This is a genomic window from Bradyrhizobium viridifuturi, assembly GCF_001238275.1.
In the GTDB taxonomy this organism is placed as follows: domain Bacteria; phylum Pseudomonadota; class Alphaproteobacteria; order Rhizobiales; family Xanthobacteraceae; genus Bradyrhizobium; species Bradyrhizobium viridifuturi.
The window spans coordinates 1-16,776 of sequence record NZ_LGTB01000037.1; the positions used below are offsets into that span (position 1 = coordinate 1).

A 16,776-nucleotide genomic window follows, 5' to 3' on the forward strand; every position below is an offset into this window, starting at 1 on the left:
ACCAATTTCGAGCACGGCGGCAGCGGCAACGACGTGCTCTACGCGGGCAGCGATGCATTGCGCGCGACCGTGCTTTTTGGTGATGACGGCAACGACGTGCTCTATGGCAGCGCCCGCAACGACTCGCTGTATGGCGGCGCCGGCAACGATACGCTGGTCGCCGGTTCGGGCCACCAGTGGCTGATGAGCGACGGCAATGACGGGTCGTCGTTCATCGGCTCCGCCACCGGCACAGCTCGATGGTTGGCGGCGCCGGTCAGGACTACTTCTACCTGTCGAATCCGCACAGCAGTGACACGATCGACGGCCGTGGCGGCGACAAGGACGCGCTGACCTTCCTGGATCACGCATCGGCCGATCTGACCGGCATCAGCGCCGGCAACAATGGTTTTCTGGAGGTCAGCTTCAGCAACGGCCAGGTGACCCACGTCAGCAACATCGAGTACCTGATCTTCAACGACGATCAATCGATCAGGCTGTAGGGCCCCGGGACGGCCCCAAGCGAAGATGTCTCCCCTCAGCCCCCGGGAGCCGCTCGCGCGCGAATGTGATGATCGGAACCTTGCCGCCGGATCCGCGTCGAACGACCTGCCTCATCACAAGTTCCACTTCAACCCGACAGATGTTAGAGGTTAGTTCGTCACATTCGGACCACGTAGCTTTTGTAAAGGCGTGTAACTCGCTTGATACAACGCGTTGTGATGGCTTGCTGCGGCCCAGGCAACCTTTGGACAAGACGAACGATCGCAGCAGAAACTTGCCGCATGATGCGCGAACCGCGGAGCTCTCGAATTGGCCAAGAAGAAAATGCTGAATGCCGGCGCTGGAACGACGGTTGCCAAGCGGATCCAGCCGTTGCTGACATCGCATGATTGGGAGGAGGTTCGGCTCGACGTCGACGGAAGCGTGAAACCGGACATCGTCGGCTCGATTACCGATCTCGCCAAATTGTGCCGGCCGGCCTCGTTCGACGCGATCTGGTGTTCGCATCTGATGGAACATCTGTATGCCCACGAGATACATCCCACATTCGTCCAGTTCCGCGAAGTTCTGAAGCCGGACGGCTTCGCGCTGATCATGTCCCCCGACCTGGAAGCAGTGGCCCAGCACATGCTGACCCAGGGTCTCGGCGCGGTCGCCTATGTCTCGCCGGCCGGTCCGATCCGGCCGCTGGACATGATCTACGGGCACTCCGGCGCGATCGAGCAGGGGCGCCACCACATGGCGCACAAGACCGGCTTTTCGTGCGACCGGATGGGAAACCTGCTGCTCAGCGCCGGGTTTCCGACCGTCTCCGTTCGCAGCGCGAATTTCGAGGTCTGCGCGCTGGCGCTGATGCCGGAGGCCGAGGACAGGCGGATTCATTCGCAGCTCGAGCCTGCGGCTTCGATTTCCGGGAGACGGCGGCGGCCGCCACGTGACGGTCGATGTTAAATAATGTTATAAGGTTCCGTGGCTAAACCAACCGCAGCAACAGCCGGAATCGGCTCCTTGCCTGTTCCGGCACATATATCTTTTCGGAACCGGGTGCCGAAAATGCTGCGTTAGCGAACTAACAGTGATAAGTTATATATCGCTAGCGACCGGATCCTGCGCAGTCGAAACTTCGAGGCATTCATGACCAAACACCTCTCGCTCGTCGGCGCACCTTCGGTGGAGGGACTGCCACCCTCGGGCCTCGCGTGTCTCGTCATCGTCGCAAGACAGCATGGTTTGCACCTGACCCCGACCCAACTGATCCAGGACAATCTGCTGGGCGAGCAGGAAGTTACGCTCCCCGAGCTGCTGAAATGCGCGAATTCCTCGGGCATGACGGCGAAGGCGGTCACGCTGGACTGGAAGGGGCTCAGCCATTTGAAGCGGGCGCTGCCCGCGATCGTCCGCCTGCGCGACGGCAGCCACATGGTGCTGCTGCGCCTCGAGGGCGATGAAGACAGCACCCGGGTGGTGCTGCAGGACCCGAACGCGAGCGAGGATGCGCTGCTCGTGATCGATCAGCCGCGCTTCGAGGACATCTGGTCGGGCGACGTCGTCATGGCCAAGCGCGACTACGAGATCTCGGACGAGACTCAGCCGTTCAGCTTCGGTTTCGTCACTGCCTTGCTGTTCCGCGAACGGCGCATCCTGCGCGACGTCGCGATCGCGGCGCTGATCCTCGGCTTCATGGGCCTCGCGCCGATCATGTTCTGGCGGCTGCTCTCGGACAAGGTCATCTTCTACAAGGCCTACAACACGTTCTACGTGCTGTGCATTGCGATGTTCGTGGTCATCATGTTCGAGGCCGCGTTCTCTTTCCTGAGGCAGTATCTGGTCCAGCGCCTGACGGCACGCATCGACGTCAAGCTGTCGACCTATGTGTTCGAGAAGGTGCTCAATCTGCCGATCGATTACTTCGAGCAGAATCCGGTCGGCCTGATTTCGCGGGATATTCGCGAAGTGTTCCGAATTCGCGGCTTTCTGACCGGACAGCTGTTCGGGACCATCCTCGATTCGACAACGTTATTCTTCTTCCTGCCCGTCATGTTCTTCTTCAGCCCGATCATGACGCTGATGGTTCTTGCCTTTGCCGGAATGATCGTAACCTGGCTGATCCTGATGCTGCCCGCCTACCGGAAGAAATCCTCGGCTACTCTGGCGGCTGAAGGCGTGCAGGGAGCGTTTCTGATCCAGAGTCTGAACGGCATGCGGACCATCAAGTCGCTGGCGCTGGACACGCGGCAGCGCCACATGTGGGATGTGCTGGTGGCGCGCGTCGCCAAGGCTCGCCTTGCGGAAGGCATGACCGGAACCGCCATTCAGACGGTGGTGAAGCCGTTGGAGCGGCTGGCGGTGAGTGCTCCCTATGCGTTCGGTGTCTACCTCGCCGTGTCGAGCGGCGATCCTGTCTACGTTGGAGCGCTGTTCGCGTTTCTGATGCTGTCGCAACGCGTTGCCGGCCCGCTGATGCAGATGGCCCAGCTCATCAACCAGTATGACGAGGCGCGCACCGCCGTCACGATCGTCGGCAGGCTGGTCAATCAGCCGCCCGAGGAGGGACGTTCCGGCCATGGCGTTCGGGTCCCCTTGAAGGGGCATATCGAATTCTCCGGCGTCACGTTCAAGTACAAGGGCGCGGTGTCGCCGGCGCTGAACAGCATCTCCTTCGAGATTCCGCTCGGCACGACGCTCGGCGTGATGGGCAAGAGCGGCTCCGGCAAGACCACGATCACGCGGCTGTTGCAGCGCCTGCACTCCGACTACGGTGGTCTGATCAAGGTCGACGGTGTCGATGTTCGCGAATACGATGTCGACCATCTCCGGCGCAATGTGGGTGTGGTGCTGCAGGAGAACTTCCTGTTCAGCGGCACGATCCGCGAGAATATTGCGGCCGCCAAGCCCGATGCGACCTTCGACGATGTCGTCAGGGCCGCGCGACTGGCCGGCGCCGAGGAGTTCATCGACAAGCTGCCGCGCGGCTACGAGACCTATATCTACGAGGGATCGACCAATCTCTCCGGCGGCCAGCGTCAGCGCCTCGCGATCGCGCGCGCGCTGATCGTCAATCCGCCGATCCTGATCCTGGACGAGGCGACCAGCGCGCTCGATGCGGAGAGCGAGACGATCGTCAACGCGAACATCTCGCGGATCGCGCACGGCCGCACGCTGATCATCATCTCGCACCGTCTGTCGTCGCTGACGAAGGCCGATGCGATCCTCGTGCTCAATCGCGGCGTGGTCAACGATATCGGACGTCACGAAGAGCTTCTGGAACGCAACGACATCTATAGCTCGCTCTGGTTCCAGCAGAATACGCATCTTGTGCCGACGGGCCGCACCGAGAAGAACTTCAGGAGTCCGACCCTTGTCTCCTAATCAAGCTTCACTCGCGACCGTTCGCCAGTTCCAGTCCGAAACCGATGCCATCCGCGAGGCGCCCGAGCCGCTGCTGGCCCGCGCGACGCTGTTCGTCCTGTCGGCGTTCATGGTAGCCGTCGTGGCGATCATGTGCTTCACCCGCGTCGATCGGGTGATCACGAGCGTGGGCGGCAGGATCGTCCCGGTCGATCAGATCAACGTGCTGCAGGCGCTGGATGCCTCGATCATCAAGACGATCGATGTGCGGGAAGGTCAGCAGGTCGAGACCGGGCAACTGCTTGCGACGCTTGATTCGACCTTCACCGCGGCCGATGTGACGCAGTACAAGCTGCAGATTGCAAGCCTCGAAGCGCAGGTCGCGCGGGACGAGGCCGAACTGGCCGGAAAGGTGTTGTCGTTCGGGCAATCCTCGGATCAGGATGTCACCAGGTACAATGCCTTGCAGAAGGCGCTCTACGACCAGCGCGTTGCCCAGTACAACGCACAGGTCAACAGCTACGACTCCAAGATCAGCCAGACCGAGGCGACGATCCAGAAGTCGAAGAAGGACGACGAGCGCTACAGCCAGCGTGCCGAGATCGCCGGCAAGATCGAGGACATGCGCTCGACGCTGGCCGAAAGCGGCAGTGGATCCAAGCTGAACCTGTATTTGTCGCAGGACAACCGCCTGGAGCTGTTGCGCCAGATCGACAATACGCACAACACCCTGCTGGAGGCGCAGCACCAGCTGGACTCGCTGAAGGCGGATCGCAAGGCGTTCACCGAGCAATGGTATGCGCAGTTGAGCCAGGATCTGGTCACGACGCGCAACAATCTGGATACGGCCCGCTCACAGTATGACAAGGCGATCAAGCACCAGGACCTGGTCCGCTGGACCGCGGCCGAACCCTCGGTCGTGCTGACCCTCGCCAAGCTCTCGGTCGGCTCGGTACTGAAGCCGGGCGATCCCTTCATCACGCTGATGCCGCTCAAGACGCGGCTCGAAGCCGAGATCCAGATCCTGTCGCGTGACGTCGGCTTCGTCCGGCCGAACGATCCCTGCACGATGAAGATCGATGCGTTCAACGCGGCCGAGCACGGTACGGCGCAAGGCAAGATTCGCTGGATCAGCGAAGGCGCCTTCACCACCGATGATGACGGAAAGCCCGTCGATGCCTACTACAAGGCACGATGCTCGGTCGACGAGACCAACTTCAAGGATGTTCCGAAGATTTCCGCCTCATCCCCGGCATGACGCTGCAAGGCGATGTCAATGTCGGCACCCGTTCGGTCGCGATGTATCTGCTCGGCGGCATGCTGCGCAGCGCAAAAGAAGCAATGCGCGAGCCATGACGGTGTTGACGCGATCCCTTCTCGACCTGCTCAAGCCAGGGTCGTCCCGTTCGGAGGCTACGCAGTTCGAACGGGGACTGGAGGCGTATGAGAACCGGCAGTATCTGGAGGCATTGCGCTTCTGGAGGCTGGCGTCGCGGGCCGGCAATCCGGAGGCGGATTACCGGATCGGGTTGCTCTATGCGCGGAACGAGGGCGTTATCGGCAACATTCCGGATGCGGTCGCATGGTATGAACGCGCCGCCCTGAATGGACATACCGAAGCGCAATTCCAGCTCGGCCTGATCTACTTCCACGGGGTCAAGGCGTCCGTTGGACCGAACAAGCCCGAGATGTGGCGGCAGTCGACCGCGGCGCGGCTCGGCGACAAGGCGACAAATCTCCACGATCTCGTGTTCCCGTACGGAATCGGCGTGGCCAGGGACCTTGACGCCGCCTTCCTCTGGATGTCGGTGGCGGCGGAGGCCGGCAAGGCGGACGCGCAGGCGATCCTCGGCGACATGTACGCCAACGGGCACGGCTGCACCAAGGATCACGCTGCTGCCCTGCGCTGGTACGAGGCAGCGGCCGAGCAGAAGGCGGCAGCCGGTGAATTCGCGCTCGGCGACGTGCACTATCAGGGGCGCGGCGTTCCCGTCGATTTCGCGCAGGCCGCGATCTGGTATCACAAGGCGGCGGAGCAGGGCCATGTGCGCGCGCAGGTTGCGCTCGCGTTCATGTGTCTCAAGGGCACCGGGCTTCCCGTAAATGTCGAGGAAGCCGCACGGCTATTCCAGAGCGCGGCTGCGCATGACGATGCCATTGCGCTGTACAACATCGCGCTGTTGCGGCTGAGCGGCAAAGGGGTCGCCAAGGATCTCGACAAGGCCGAGACCGCGTTGCGCAAGGCCGCACGCAAGGATTACCTGCCGGCGATCCAGGGACTGGCTGAGTTCTACGCGCTCGGCACGTCGGCCGAGCCGGATCTGCGCGAGGCAGCATATTGGTACGAGAAGGCGGCCGAGCGCGGCGACGTGCAGGCGCAGTTCTTCACCGGGCGCTTCTATGCCACCGGCACCGGCGTCCCGCCCAGCATCCGCCAGGCGGCGAAATGGTTCGAGCGTGCGGCCGAGAGCGGTCACGCGACCGCGGCCCACAACATCGCGGTGTTCTATCTCAACGGCAACGGCGTCACGCGGGATGTTGCGACCGCGATCAAGTGGTTCGAGCGTGCGTCCGAGGGAGGCATCAGCGCTGCGGGCGTGCAGCTCGGCCGGCTCTACTCGGCGGGCAACGGCGTGCCGCGCGATCAGGCGCGCGCAGCGGAATGGCTCAGCAAGGCGGCCAATGGCGGCGATGCCGATGCAAAGATCGCCTATGCCGTGTTTCTGATCCAGGAAGAGCCGTCCGAAGCGCGCCTTGCGCAAGCACGTACGCTGCTGACCGATGCCGCCGAGGGCGGTCATTCCGCGGCGGCATTTCAACTCGGCGGGCTTCACATGGGAAGGTCCGGCGGGGCCGTCGATCTTCCGGCTGCGGCGCAATGGTTCAAGCGCGCGGCAAGCGCGGGCCATGTCGAGGCGCAGCACACGTTGGCGCTGCTGTATTCCGATCCGAAAAGCGGCCTCAAGGATCCGCAGGCCGCCGCCGGCTGGATCGTCAAGGCCGCCGATGGCGGCAACGCCGCAGCACAGTTCAAGCTTGCCGTCATGTATTGCACCGGGCAGGGCGTCGAGCAGGACCTTGCCCGGGGCGTCACGTGGTACGAGGCCGCGGCGCGCCAGGGCCACACCACGGCGCAATACAACCTTGCGGTGATGCTCGGGCGCGGACAGGGCCGCGAGGCTGATCCGGCGAAGGCGGCCGAATGGTTCGCGGCAGCCGCCGAGCAGGGCATGGTCGAAGCCCAGCTCGCCATCGGCGACGCGCTGCGTGCCGGTAACGGCGTCGCGCAGGATCGCGATCAAGCGGTGCGTTGGTATCGAAAGGCCGCGCAGCAGAACAACGAAGGTGCGCTACGTCGTCTGCAGGCGATGGGCGAGAGCGTCGGCTGAGACTGTTGGATGCGGAGATCTCGTCGCACGCAGCCTACGGCGGAGACGTGCGCGGCCTTGTTCTTGGGCGCGAAGGTACAGAAGCGTGCACCTCCGCGTGACAATTGAGGCAGAACTAACAATGGCTTTCATATCGACGACAGAGAGATTGCGTTAATGTGGGTTCGCGGAATAAATGCTCATTGCACCTCTGGTTGTGAAGATGAACGATAAGAACCAAGAGGTCATGATCACAGGCGTGTCAGGCAGCGTGATCTCGGGATCGAGCTTCCGCGTGACCGGGAAAGAAACTGGAGCCGGCGTCAAGCGTTGGCAGGAGATTGAGTGGCAATGAACAAGATGGTCGATCGGAGCGTCAGGGATACGAAGGATATGCTGCCCGTTGCCAGCCCGGTTCAGCAGGACGACCATCCGCAGAGCCTGTTCCTGGATCCTGATATCAGCGATCTCCAGTCGGGATCGCGGCTGCGCGGCGCGATCCTCGAATATTCGGGGCGAGGGATCTCCGGCTGGATCGTCGATGCCCAGTCGCCCGCGGCAACCGTTTCGATCGCGCTCTTCATCGCGTCCCACTGTGTCGAAGAGGGACGCACGGGCCGATCCATGCCGGCCCGCATCGGACCGCGCAGCGTGATCGGGCGTCCCGGGTTCCGGATCGATCTGTCGACGCCGGGCGTCCGCCGTCGCCTGGCGCGGGCCCTGCGAAACACGCTGGTCGAGCCCAAGCAGGCGCAGATCTATCTCCGCATCAGCCTGAGCGATGGCGAGTATTACGAGATCCCGCTGTTCGAGAACTTCACGCCGAGCGAAGTGGTCGTTGCGCTCGGCTTCTCGGTCGAAGACTACGACGATCTGCTGTTTCCGAGCACCGACAACCTAAGCGTTGCGGGACCGGCGGACGCCTCCACCAAGGAGGTGCGCTACATTTGTTTCTATCTGCCGCAATTCCATTCCTTTGAAGAAAATGACCGGTGGTGGGGACCAGGGTTCACCGAGTGGACCAATGTCGCGCGCATGCGCGCGCAGTTTCCGTCGCATGAATCGCCGTGGCTGCCGGCCGATCTCGGATTCTATGACGTCCGGCTGCCGGAGACGCGCCGCCAGCAGGGCGACCTCGCGCGCAAGTACGGCATCGATGGATTCTGCTACTACGTGTATTGGTTCCAGGGGCGCAGGCTGCTGGAAAAGCCGCTTCAGCTGCTGCTCGAGGACGGCGAGCCCAACCTGCCGTTCTGCATTTGCTGGGCCAACGAGAATTGGTCGCGCCGGTGGGACGGCTCGGATGCCGAGCTGCTGCTGGGGCAGAATCACTCGCTGGACGACGATGTCCGCTTCATCGACGATATGGCCGACCTGCTGCTCGACGAGCGCTATATCACGGTCGATGGTCGAAAGGTCATTGTCATCTACCGGCCGTCATTGCTGCCGGACAAGCAGCGCCTGTTCGAGATCTGGCGCGAGAGAGCCCGGGAGCTCGGCATTGGCGAGCTTCTCATTTGCAATGCGATGACTTTCGGCGAGTTCGATCCGCGCGACGTCAATTGTGATGCGGCCATCGAGTTTCCGCCGCACACGGTTTCGACGCGGGAAGTGCCGCCGACCGAAGTCGATGCTCCGGCGACCTTCGCCGGCAAGGTGTACGACTACGTCGATGCCATGCGATCGTCGATCGGCAAGACCTACGACTTCCCGTTCTTTCCTGCGGTCATGCCGCGTTGGGACAATACGCCGCGCAAGGGACCGCGCGGTCACGTCTTCACGCGGTCCAGCCCGGAGGCGTTCGAGGTCTGGCTTCGCGACGCCACCCTGCGGGCCAAGGGCAACAGCTTCTCCGAGTCGCTGGTGTTCATCAATTCCTGGAACGAGTGGGCGGAGGGCGCTCATCTCGAGCCGGATTCCCGTCATGGACGCGCATTCCTCGAGGTTGTGCGCAGGGTCGCGTCCGCCGAGCCGATTTCGGCGCAGATCAGAAACAGCCCGGATCTGCTGGATTGCCTGAGCAGGCAGGAGCTCGAGTGGGCGGTGAAGGAAGCCTCGACGCATGTCGAGGTGCTCGCGAGCCTGCATCGGTCGGGCCTCACTCATTCGGGGGTGCAGCGCCTGAGAAGCGGCACGCCGGTCGAGGCGGAAGGCGCGTCCGACAATCCGGCCGGTTCGTTGCTGGTCATCGAGAACATCAATTCCCAGACCGGCGAGCGGGTGATCGTTGATCCGCGCTTTGAGATCCTGGTGCGGGGCTGGATTTGCGCGGGCAACGCCTTCGAGGCAAGCAGACAGAGAACGGGATTCCTGGTGCTGTCGGGGCTTGCCGCGCAAGGCGCAATCAACGGCGGCTACTGCCTGATCGTCGACTGGCACGAGCGCGTGGACGTGAAGGAATACATGAAGGCCGAGAGCAAGGATTGCTATTTCGGCTTCCAGCTGTCGTTCTCGATTCGAGACCTGCCGGATGGCGAATATCAGCTCGCGGTGCTCGAGGTCGGCGACGGCGCCAGCGCCCTGGTGCGGTCGCGCCATTCGATCATCGTGAGACGTTGAGGTCGCCGCCGATGCTCGCAAGTGTCGTCATCGCGTGCTACAAGCACGAACAGTATCTCGAGGAATGCCTCGAGACCGTCTATCAGCAGACGTTTGCCGATATCGAGCTCGTCATTGTCGACGATCATTCGCCGGACAAGAGCTTTGACGTCGCGCAGAAGGTCATCAAGAAGCGTTCGTTCGGAAAGCGCTTCGTGTCGTGCAAGCTGCTCAAGAATCCGCAGAATCTCGGCGCGCACTATACCTGGAACAGGGCGTTGTCGTTGACGACGGGCGACATGATCTTCCTCTTGAACTCGGACGATGCCTTCTCAAGGGACCGGGTTCAATTGTTCGCCGACAAGCATGGCCATGAACGGTTGTTCTTCGGCTTTTCTGCCGTCGAGCCGATCGACGAATATGGAAAGTCGATCGGCAACTACCAGTTTCCGACGCGCCTGCGCTACGCGATCGACCGGGCGCAGATTGCCGGCGCGCCGCTGTCGTGGACATTCCTGGACTCGCAGATCGCGGCGTCGACCGGAAACTTCGTGTTCAGCCGCGAATTGCTGCGGCAGGTGGGCTGGCTCGCCGACCTCAAATACTGCCATGACTGGGACTTCGCGCTGCGCGCCGTCACCAAGGTCGAGCCGACCTATCTGGAGGCCGACCGCTATCTTTACCGGCTGCACTCCACCAACAGCTTCCGGAGCCTGAGCAAGGTGGCGGAGAGCGAAACGAAGGCGTGCATGGTGTCGTATTGCCTGAATGCCATCTCGAGGCGACCGCAAAACAAGACCTGTCTCAGCCCGTCGAATTTCGGCGATTCATTCTATGACTTCGTGAAGCTGCACCCGAACTTCAATTATTGGGTGAAGCAGATCTACGCGCCCTATCATGTCGAACACCGGACGGTGGAATCGAACGATCGCACCAGGCCGATCCGTTGGCGCTGATCCCGGCGGGCAGGGCTTGCCTGCTCCGTTTTGAGAATATCGGAACCGGGGCTTGATCGAGGTTTCCGGCGCAGCTCCCTTGCGCCGGAACACGTCGCGCGCGAAAGCAGCAAAGGTCGTTCCCGTCCTGTGCGACGGTTTCGTGCAAATGACGGCGAGCCCGTCTGCTCTATTGTATTGATTTTCCTCGAAATAACCTTACAACAGTTAAATGTGAGCACTGCGTGTTATAGCCTTATTCTTGTAGGATAAGTGCGCTAATAGGGAATTCGTGGTGCGAACCAATGGTAATTGCTTGTTGATCTCGTGGGGAGCGGCTCAGGTTGGACATGGAAATTCCTGCATTGTCTAGTTTCAGCTCAGGCGTGAATCTCGATACGCTTCCAGCAAGTGAGATCGAGACAAGGCTTCGAGATTTCTTTTCCGGGCGGATCGCAAATCCGAAGCCCGACGAACTCATCCAGTCGGTCGAGCAGTTGGAGCAGCAATACGGCCGCTACAAGGAATTCCAGTTTGCAAAGGCGGCAGCGCTTGTGCAGGCCTGTGATTTCGCCGGAGCGCGTGCAATCCTTCTCGACCTCGTCAAGCAGATGCCGTCCGACTCGCGGGTGTTGCATCGTCTTGCGATCGCGGATCTCAACATGGGCGCGGCCCATGAAGCGCAGGACGTCTATTTGTCCGCGCTCGCGGCGGCGCCGAAAAGTGAGAACCTGCGGCGAGAGTTCGCCGGCCTCCTGCGCGTGATGGAGGCGAAGAAGCTCTATGTCGGGATCGATCGGAAGAAGCACGGCCTGGCCGCGGTGTGCGCCATCAAGAATGAAGGCGACGATCTGTTGGAATGGCTGCACTTCCACAGACTGGTCGGCTTTGATCACTTCTACCTCTACGACAACGGCAGCACCGACAATACGCGCGCCGTGATCGAGTCCTTCCCGTGGCCCGAAATGATCACCTATCATTTCGTGGAGGGCGAATTCGGCCAGATGCGCGCCTTCTCGCATGCGATCGACACCTATCGCAATTGTGCGGAATGGTGCGCCTTCATCGATGCCGACGAGTATCTGTTTCCGACGCAGGCCGGCAACATCAAGGACGTGCTGGCCGAACTCGGCACGGCGCCGGCGGTGGCGGTGCATTGGTTGAACTTCGGCTCGAACGGTCACGAGGCGCGGCCGGCCGGCCTGTGCATCGAGTCCTTCACGCGCCGCGCTCCGGACGACTTCCCGGATCACTTCATCATGAAGTCGATCGTGCGGCCGGACACCATCGTGTCCTACCTGCATCCTCATCAATCGCTTGTGCTGGGCTGCTACGTCCAGGAAGACGGCACGCCGGTATTCCCGATCGGCGGGCGTTGCACGGCGCCCAAGCGAAGCAAGCTCGTCATCAATCACTACTATACGAAGTCCCGTGAGCAATTGCTGAAGAAGCGTGAGCGCGGCCGGCCGCTCGCCGACGGCGATCCTGAGAAGATCCGCGCGATGGAGTTCTTCACGTTGCGGGATCGCAACGATGTCGAAGACGCAACGATCCAGCGGTTTCTTCCGGAGCTGAAAAAGCTGATCCAGGGCTGAGCCCGGCGGGCAGCGATTTCCTCACCGAGGCAGGGCGGGCCAGGCGGCGCGCCCGATCGAGCAATCACGCAGCTTGCGTGATTGCTGACCGCAGCGGCGATAGACGGCAGAGGCCTCTGGCGGCGCCGGCCGGCTACAACGGCTCCAGCCGGTATTTCGCAAGCAGGGCCTGTGCGGCATCGACGTCGATCCTGGCTGGTCTCTGGAAGATCGACATGTTGTTGGCGCGCGCGATTTCCCGCGCGACGGTCCGCACTGAATGGTAGTGGGGGCGGTTCTCGAAGTCGTGGATCGCGATGAAGGCTCCAGGAGCGCCGTGCAGCACGCACTGCACGAAGCTTGCCACGCGAAACCGGCCGTCGATGAAATAGAGATCGGCGTCTTGCTTTCCGGACGCTCCCAGACACGCTCGTGATATTCGGGCCAGGAGCCTTCCTTCTCCTTCTCCACCGGATAACCCCACTCGCGCAGCTTGCCGATATCGACGTGCAGCAGCAGCGGCCTGGTGCTCGCATCGCGCGTGGCGTCGCCGACATTGTTGAGCCATTCCAGGGAGGAATCGATCGAGATGACCCACTCCTTCCTGGTTTGACAGGCGAGCCAGGTGCTACCTCCCGAGCCGAATTCCAGGTAGCGCTGCGAGAGATCCACGAAGCTTTTGAACAGTGTCAGTTCCTGACCGTCCATTGCGATTTTCATGGCGGGACCCCGTGGTTTCTCGATTTGTTGTCTGTTGGATGGCTGCCAATCCACCGGCGGCAGGCGGTCGCGGCTGGTCAAGTCGCGATGAGATCCGGTTGAATCATCATCGCGCCTCTCGGCTTCCTGCGGGCTGTCCACGCCGGTGGCTTGGAGACGGCGGCTACTGGTTCAGGCCGACGCGCTCGACCTTGTAGCCGCGCTCCAGGATCGCGCGCCACCAGGGTTGCTCGTCGACATACCAGCGCACCGTCTTGGCGATGCCGGTTTCGAAATTCTCCTCGGCGCGCCAGCCGAGCTCGGTTTCGAGCTTGGTCGCGTCGATCGCGTAGCGGCGGTCGTGGCCGGGACGGTCGGCGACGAAGTTGATCAGCTGGCGCCGCGGGCCCGCCGCAGCGGGCACGACCTCGTCGAGCAGGTCGCAGATGCTTTCCACGACGTGCAGATTGGTGCGCTCGTTGCGGCCGCCGACATTGTAGGTTTCGCCGACCTCGCCGCGCTCCAGCACCAGGGTCAGCGCCTTGGCGTGATCCTCGACGAACAGCCAGTCGCGGATGTTCTGGCCGTCGCCATAGACCGGCAGCGGCTCGCCGGCGAGCCCCTTGATGATCATGTGCGGGATCAGTTTCTCCGGGAAATGATAGGGGCCGTAATTGTTGGAGCAGTTGGTCACCAGGGTCGGCAACTCGTAGGTCTCGCGCCAGGCGCGCACCAGATGATCCGACGACGCCTTGCTGGCCGAATAGGGCGAGTTCGGCGCATAGGCGGTGGTCTCGGTGAACAGGCCCTCGTCGCCGAGCGAACCGAACACCTCGTCGGTCGAGATATGCAGGAAGCGGAACGCGTCGCGCTTCTCGGGCGACAGCGTTCGCCAGTGCCGCAGCGTCTCCTGCAGGATGGTGAAAGTGCCGACGATGTTGGTCTGGATGAATTCGCCGGGGCCGTCGATCGAGCGGTCGACGTGGCTTTCCGCGGCAAGATTCATCACCGCATCGGGCTGGTATTTCTCGAACAGCCGGCGCAGCACCTGTCCCTCGCAGATGCAGGCCTTCTCGAAGGTGTAGTTCAGGCTCTCGCTCGAGCCGGGCAGGGAGGCGAGGTTCGCCGCATAGGTCAGCTTGTCGATGTTGACGACGCGGGCGTGGGTGTCGCGCAGCAGGTGACGGACCACGGCGGAGCCGATGAAGCCGGCGCCGCCGGTGACGAAGATCGTCGATCCCTTAAACCGCATGTTTGAATACCTCGGCTGTGCGGGGCTGACCCTGGAACGAACGGTACACCGACAGCAGATACTCGCCGTAGCTGCTCTTTGCGGTCTTCTGCGCCACCCGCGCGAAGGCTTCGAGCGAGATGTAGCCCTGGCGCAGCGCGATCTCCTCGGGGCAGGCGATGCGCAGGCCCTGGCGCTGCTCCAGGATCTGGACGAAATGGCTGGCCTCGACCAGCGAGGAGTGGGTGCCGGTGTCGAGCCAGGCGAAGCCGCGGCCGAGCACCTCGACATAGAGGTCGCCGCGCTCGAGATAGGCCTTGTTGACGTCGGTGATCTCGATCTCGCCGCGCGGCGACGGCTTGATGCCGGCGGCGATGTCGACCACGTCGTTGTCGTAGAAATAGAGGCCGGTGACGGCGACGTTGGACTTCGGCCGCTTCGGCTTCTCCTCGATCGACAGCGCCCGGCCGGTGCCGTCGAGCTCGATCACGCCATACTGCTCCGGCGCGTTCACGACGTAGCCGAACACCGTGGCGCCCTTCTTGCGGACCGAGGCGGCCGACAGCATGCTCGGCAGGCCGTGGCCGTAGAAAATGTTATCACCTAACACAAGGGCGACGGAGTCATCACCGATGAACTCGCGGCCGACGATGAAGGCGTCGGCAAGACCCCGCGGAGTCTCCTGCGTGGCATAGGCGAACCGGACACCCATCTCGCTGCCGTCGCCGAGCAGCCGCTGGAACAGCGGCTTGTCCTGCGGCGTCGAGATGATCAGAATATCGCGGATTCCGCCGAGCATCAGCGTCGACAGCGGATAGTAGATCATCGGCTTGTCGAAGACAGGCAGCAGCTGCTTGGAGACGACGGTGGTCACGGGGTAGAGGCGCGAGCCGGTGCCACCGGCAAGGATAATGCCTTTCATGGTCCCTCACAATTTGACTATCAAAACATAACATATAGCGTGCGCCGCACAAGTTTGTTATGAGGGGGAAATTAACATTTCTGGCACAGCAAACTGGAACAAATGTTAAATGAACGTCATCAAGACCGAGCTTCCTGAAGTCCTGATCGTCGAGCCGAAGCTGTTCGGCGACCAGCGCGGCTTCTTCCTCGAGACCTACCAGGCGCCGCGTTATGTCGAGCACGGCATCACGCGCCCCTTCGTGCAGGACAACATGTCCCGCTCGGCCTATGGCGTGCTGCGCGGCCTGCATCTGCAGAACCCGCTGACCCAGGGCAAGCTCGTGACCGTGTTGCGCGGCAAGGTGCTGGACGTTGCCGTCGACGTGCGTGTCGGCAGCCCGAACTTCGGCAAGCATGTCGCGGTCGAACTGAGCGAGGACAACCGCCGGCAATTATGGGTGCCGCGCGGCTTCGCCCACGGCTTCGTGGTGCTCTCGGAAACCGCCGACTTCTTCTACAAATGCGACGACTTCTACAGCCCCAAGGACGAGCTCTCGATCCGCTGGAACGATCCCGCGATCGGGATCAAATGGGGCGTCGACAAGCCACAGCTGTCGGCTAAGGACGCGGATGCGCCGTTGCTCGCCGACGCCAGCAACCTTCCCAGCTATGGACAAATCTGATGCGGATCTTGTTGACGGGAACGCGCGGCCAGGTTGGCAGTGCACTCAAGCCGCTGCTGGAAAGCCACGGCACCATCATTGCGCCGCCGACCGCGGAGTTCGATCTGTCGAAGCCGGAGATGGTGACGGCCGAGCTTGAAAGGCTGAAGCCCGATCTCATCATCAATCCGGCTGCGTACACGGCGGTCGACCGTGCCGAGGACGAGCGCGAGCTGGCCTTCCTGATCAACGCCAGGGGGCCCGAAGCGCTCGCGAAATGGGCTGCAGCAAATCGTGTGCCCCTGGTGCATTTCTCCACCGACTACGTCTTCAATGGTTCGGGCGACCGGTCGTGGCGCGAGGACAGTCTGACCGAACCGTTGTCGGCCTACGGCGCGAGCAAGCTTGCCGGCGATGTCGCGATCCAGGCGGCGGGCGGGGCGCATCTCATCGCGCGCACCTCATGGGTCTATGCCGCAAAGGGCACCAATTTCTTGCGCACCATCGCGCGGCTTGCCGGCGAGCGTAAGGAGCTGCGGATCGTGGCCGATCAGATCGGCGCGCCGACAACGGCGCAAGCGATCGCCAGTGCCGTCGCCGGCATCGTGTTGCCGAACATCACCACGCTGCACGATCAGCTCATGCGCAGGGGCGGCGTCGTCAATCTCGTTTGCGCCGGCGAAACCAGCTGGCATGGCTTTGCCACCGCCATCGTCGGCGGGCTGCGGTCGCGGGGCGTAACGCTCGCCGTCGACAACATCGTTCCGATCGCAACGGCCGATTTCCCGACCAAGGCGGTGCGCCCTGGCAATTCGCGGCTGGATCTGACGCGGCTGAAGGCGCAGTTCGGGGTCGCGATGCCGACCTGGCAGGAGGCGCTTGCGCGCGAGCTCGACGCCTATGTCCAGCTCGGCGCACCCGCCCACGCCTAGCGCATCCTCGGGCGAACTGGATAGCGGTTCGCAAGGAGACCGCATCAGACAAAAAAGAGCCCCGTTCCGATTGAATCGGAACGGGGCTCCGGGATCGAGCTGT

The 16,776-nt window shown here is 62.4% G+C and carries 14 protein-coding genes and 1 pseudogene; 12 read left to right on the plus strand and 3 right to left on the minus strand.

The genetic code is table 11. The features are described from left to right. Nucleotides 1-96 precede the first annotated feature (96 nt). The 10 genes and pseudogenes from ALC15_RS46610 to ALC15_RS29180 all read left to right on the plus strand — a co-directional run bounded on the left by ALC15_RS46610 (nt 97) and on the right by ALC15_RS29180 (nt 12,267). Nucleotides 97-333, plus strand: a complete 237-nt coding sequence (locus ALC15_RS46610) for a hypothetical protein (RefSeq protein WP_244486319.1) — start codon at nt 97-99, stop codon at nt 331-333. Beyond that, the gene (locus ALC15_RS46615) at nt 240-482 is read left to right on the plus strand and encodes a hypothetical protein (RefSeq protein ID WP_050630270.1); all 243 of its coding nucleotides are present in this window, start codon (nt 240-242) and stop codon (nt 480-482) included. Before ALC15_RS46610 ends, ALC15_RS46615 begins: the two co-directional genes overlap by 94 nt. Before the next feature lie 310 nt (nt 483-792). Continuing rightward, nucleotides 793-1,434, plus strand: coding sequence for a class I SAM-dependent methyltransferase (locus ALC15_RS29150; RefSeq protein ID WP_347336325.1), 642 nt, complete (start codon nt 793-795; stop codon nt 1,432-1,434). Nucleotides 1,435-1,617: 183 nt separating this feature from the next. After that, nucleotides 1,618-3,852: a peptidase domain-containing ABC transporter gene (locus ALC15_RS29155; RefSeq protein ID WP_050630271.1), complete on the plus strand. Its 2,235-nt coding sequence runs from the start codon at nt 1,618-1,620 to the stop codon at nt 3,850-3,852. Then, nucleotides 3,842-5,187: pseudogene (locus ALC15_RS29160) on the plus strand (HlyD family type I secretion periplasmic adaptor subunit). Before ALC15_RS29155 ends, ALC15_RS29160 begins: the two are co-directional and overlap by 11 nt. Continuing rightward, nucleotides 5,184-7,220, plus strand: coding sequence for an SEL1-like repeat protein (locus ALC15_RS29165; RefSeq protein WP_050630272.1), 2,037 nt, complete (start codon nt 5,184-5,186; stop codon nt 7,218-7,220). Before ALC15_RS29160 ends, ALC15_RS29165 begins: the two are co-directional and overlap by 4 nt. Nucleotides 7,221-7,422: 202 nt before the next feature. After that, nucleotides 7,423-7,554, plus strand: a complete 132-nt coding sequence (locus ALC15_RS47325; RefSeq protein ID WP_283806307.1) for a hypothetical protein — start codon at nt 7,423-7,425, stop codon at nt 7,552-7,554. Beyond that, nucleotides 7,551-9,758 carry a glycosyltransferase WbsX family protein gene (locus ALC15_RS29170; RefSeq protein WP_050630273.1) on the plus strand — a complete coding sequence of 736 codons (2,208 nt, stop codon included), beginning with the start codon at nt 7,551-7,553 and terminating at the stop codon, nt 9,756-9,758. The genes ALC15_RS47325 and ALC15_RS29170 overlap by 4 nt, the downstream gene beginning before the upstream one ends. Nucleotides 9,759-9,769: 11 nt before the next feature. Further along, nucleotides 9,770-10,693 (plus strand): glycosyltransferase family 2 protein, encoded by a 924-nt coding sequence (locus tag ALC15_RS29175; RefSeq protein ID WP_050630274.1) that lies wholly within the window; start codon nt 9,770-9,772, stop codon nt 10,691-10,693. 344 nt (nt 10,694-11,037) lie between these two features. Then, nucleotides 11,038-12,267, plus strand: a complete 1,230-nt coding sequence (locus tag ALC15_RS29180) for a glycosyltransferase family 92 protein (protein ID WP_244486311.1) — start codon at nt 11,038-11,040, stop codon at nt 12,265-12,267. 21 nt (nt 12,268-12,288) lie between these two features. On the opposite strand, the gene ALC15_RS42270 is transcribed toward ALC15_RS29180, so the two are convergent. The 3 genes from ALC15_RS42270 to rfbA form a co-directional block, all read right to left on the minus strand. Further along, entirely contained in the window at nt 12,289-12,966 is a 678-nt protein-coding gene (locus tag ALC15_RS42270; RefSeq protein ID WP_244486312.1) for a hypothetical protein, read from the minus strand. A gap of 163 nt (nt 12,967-13,129) precedes the next feature. Further along, entirely contained in the window at nt 13,130-14,197 is a 1,068-nt protein-coding gene (gene rfbB / locus ALC15_RS29195; protein ID WP_050630278.1) for a dTDP-glucose 4,6-dehydratase, read from the minus strand. Then, entirely contained in the window at nt 14,187-15,098 is a 912-nt protein-coding gene (gene rfbA, locus ALC15_RS29200) for a glucose-1-phosphate thymidylyltransferase RfbA (protein ID WP_050630279.1), read from the minus strand. The genes rfbB and rfbA overlap by 11 nt, the downstream gene beginning before the upstream one ends. Nucleotides 15,099-15,207: 109 nt before the next feature. On the opposite strand from rfbA, the gene rfbC reads away from it, so the two are divergent. Both rfbC and rfbD read left to right on the plus strand, forming a co-directional pair. Beyond that, nucleotides 15,208-15,762, plus strand: coding sequence for a dTDP-4-dehydrorhamnose 3,5-epimerase (rfbC, locus tag ALC15_RS29205; protein WP_050630280.1), 555 nt, complete (start codon nt 15,208-15,210; stop codon nt 15,760-15,762). Beyond that, nucleotides 15,762-16,673: a dTDP-4-dehydrorhamnose reductase gene (gene rfbD, locus ALC15_RS29210; protein WP_050630281.1), complete on the plus strand. Its 912-nt coding sequence runs from the start codon at nt 15,762-15,764 to the stop codon at nt 16,671-16,673. The genes rfbC and rfbD overlap by 1 nt, the downstream gene beginning before the upstream one ends. The last annotated feature ends 103 nt before the right edge of the window (nt 16,674-16,776 follow it).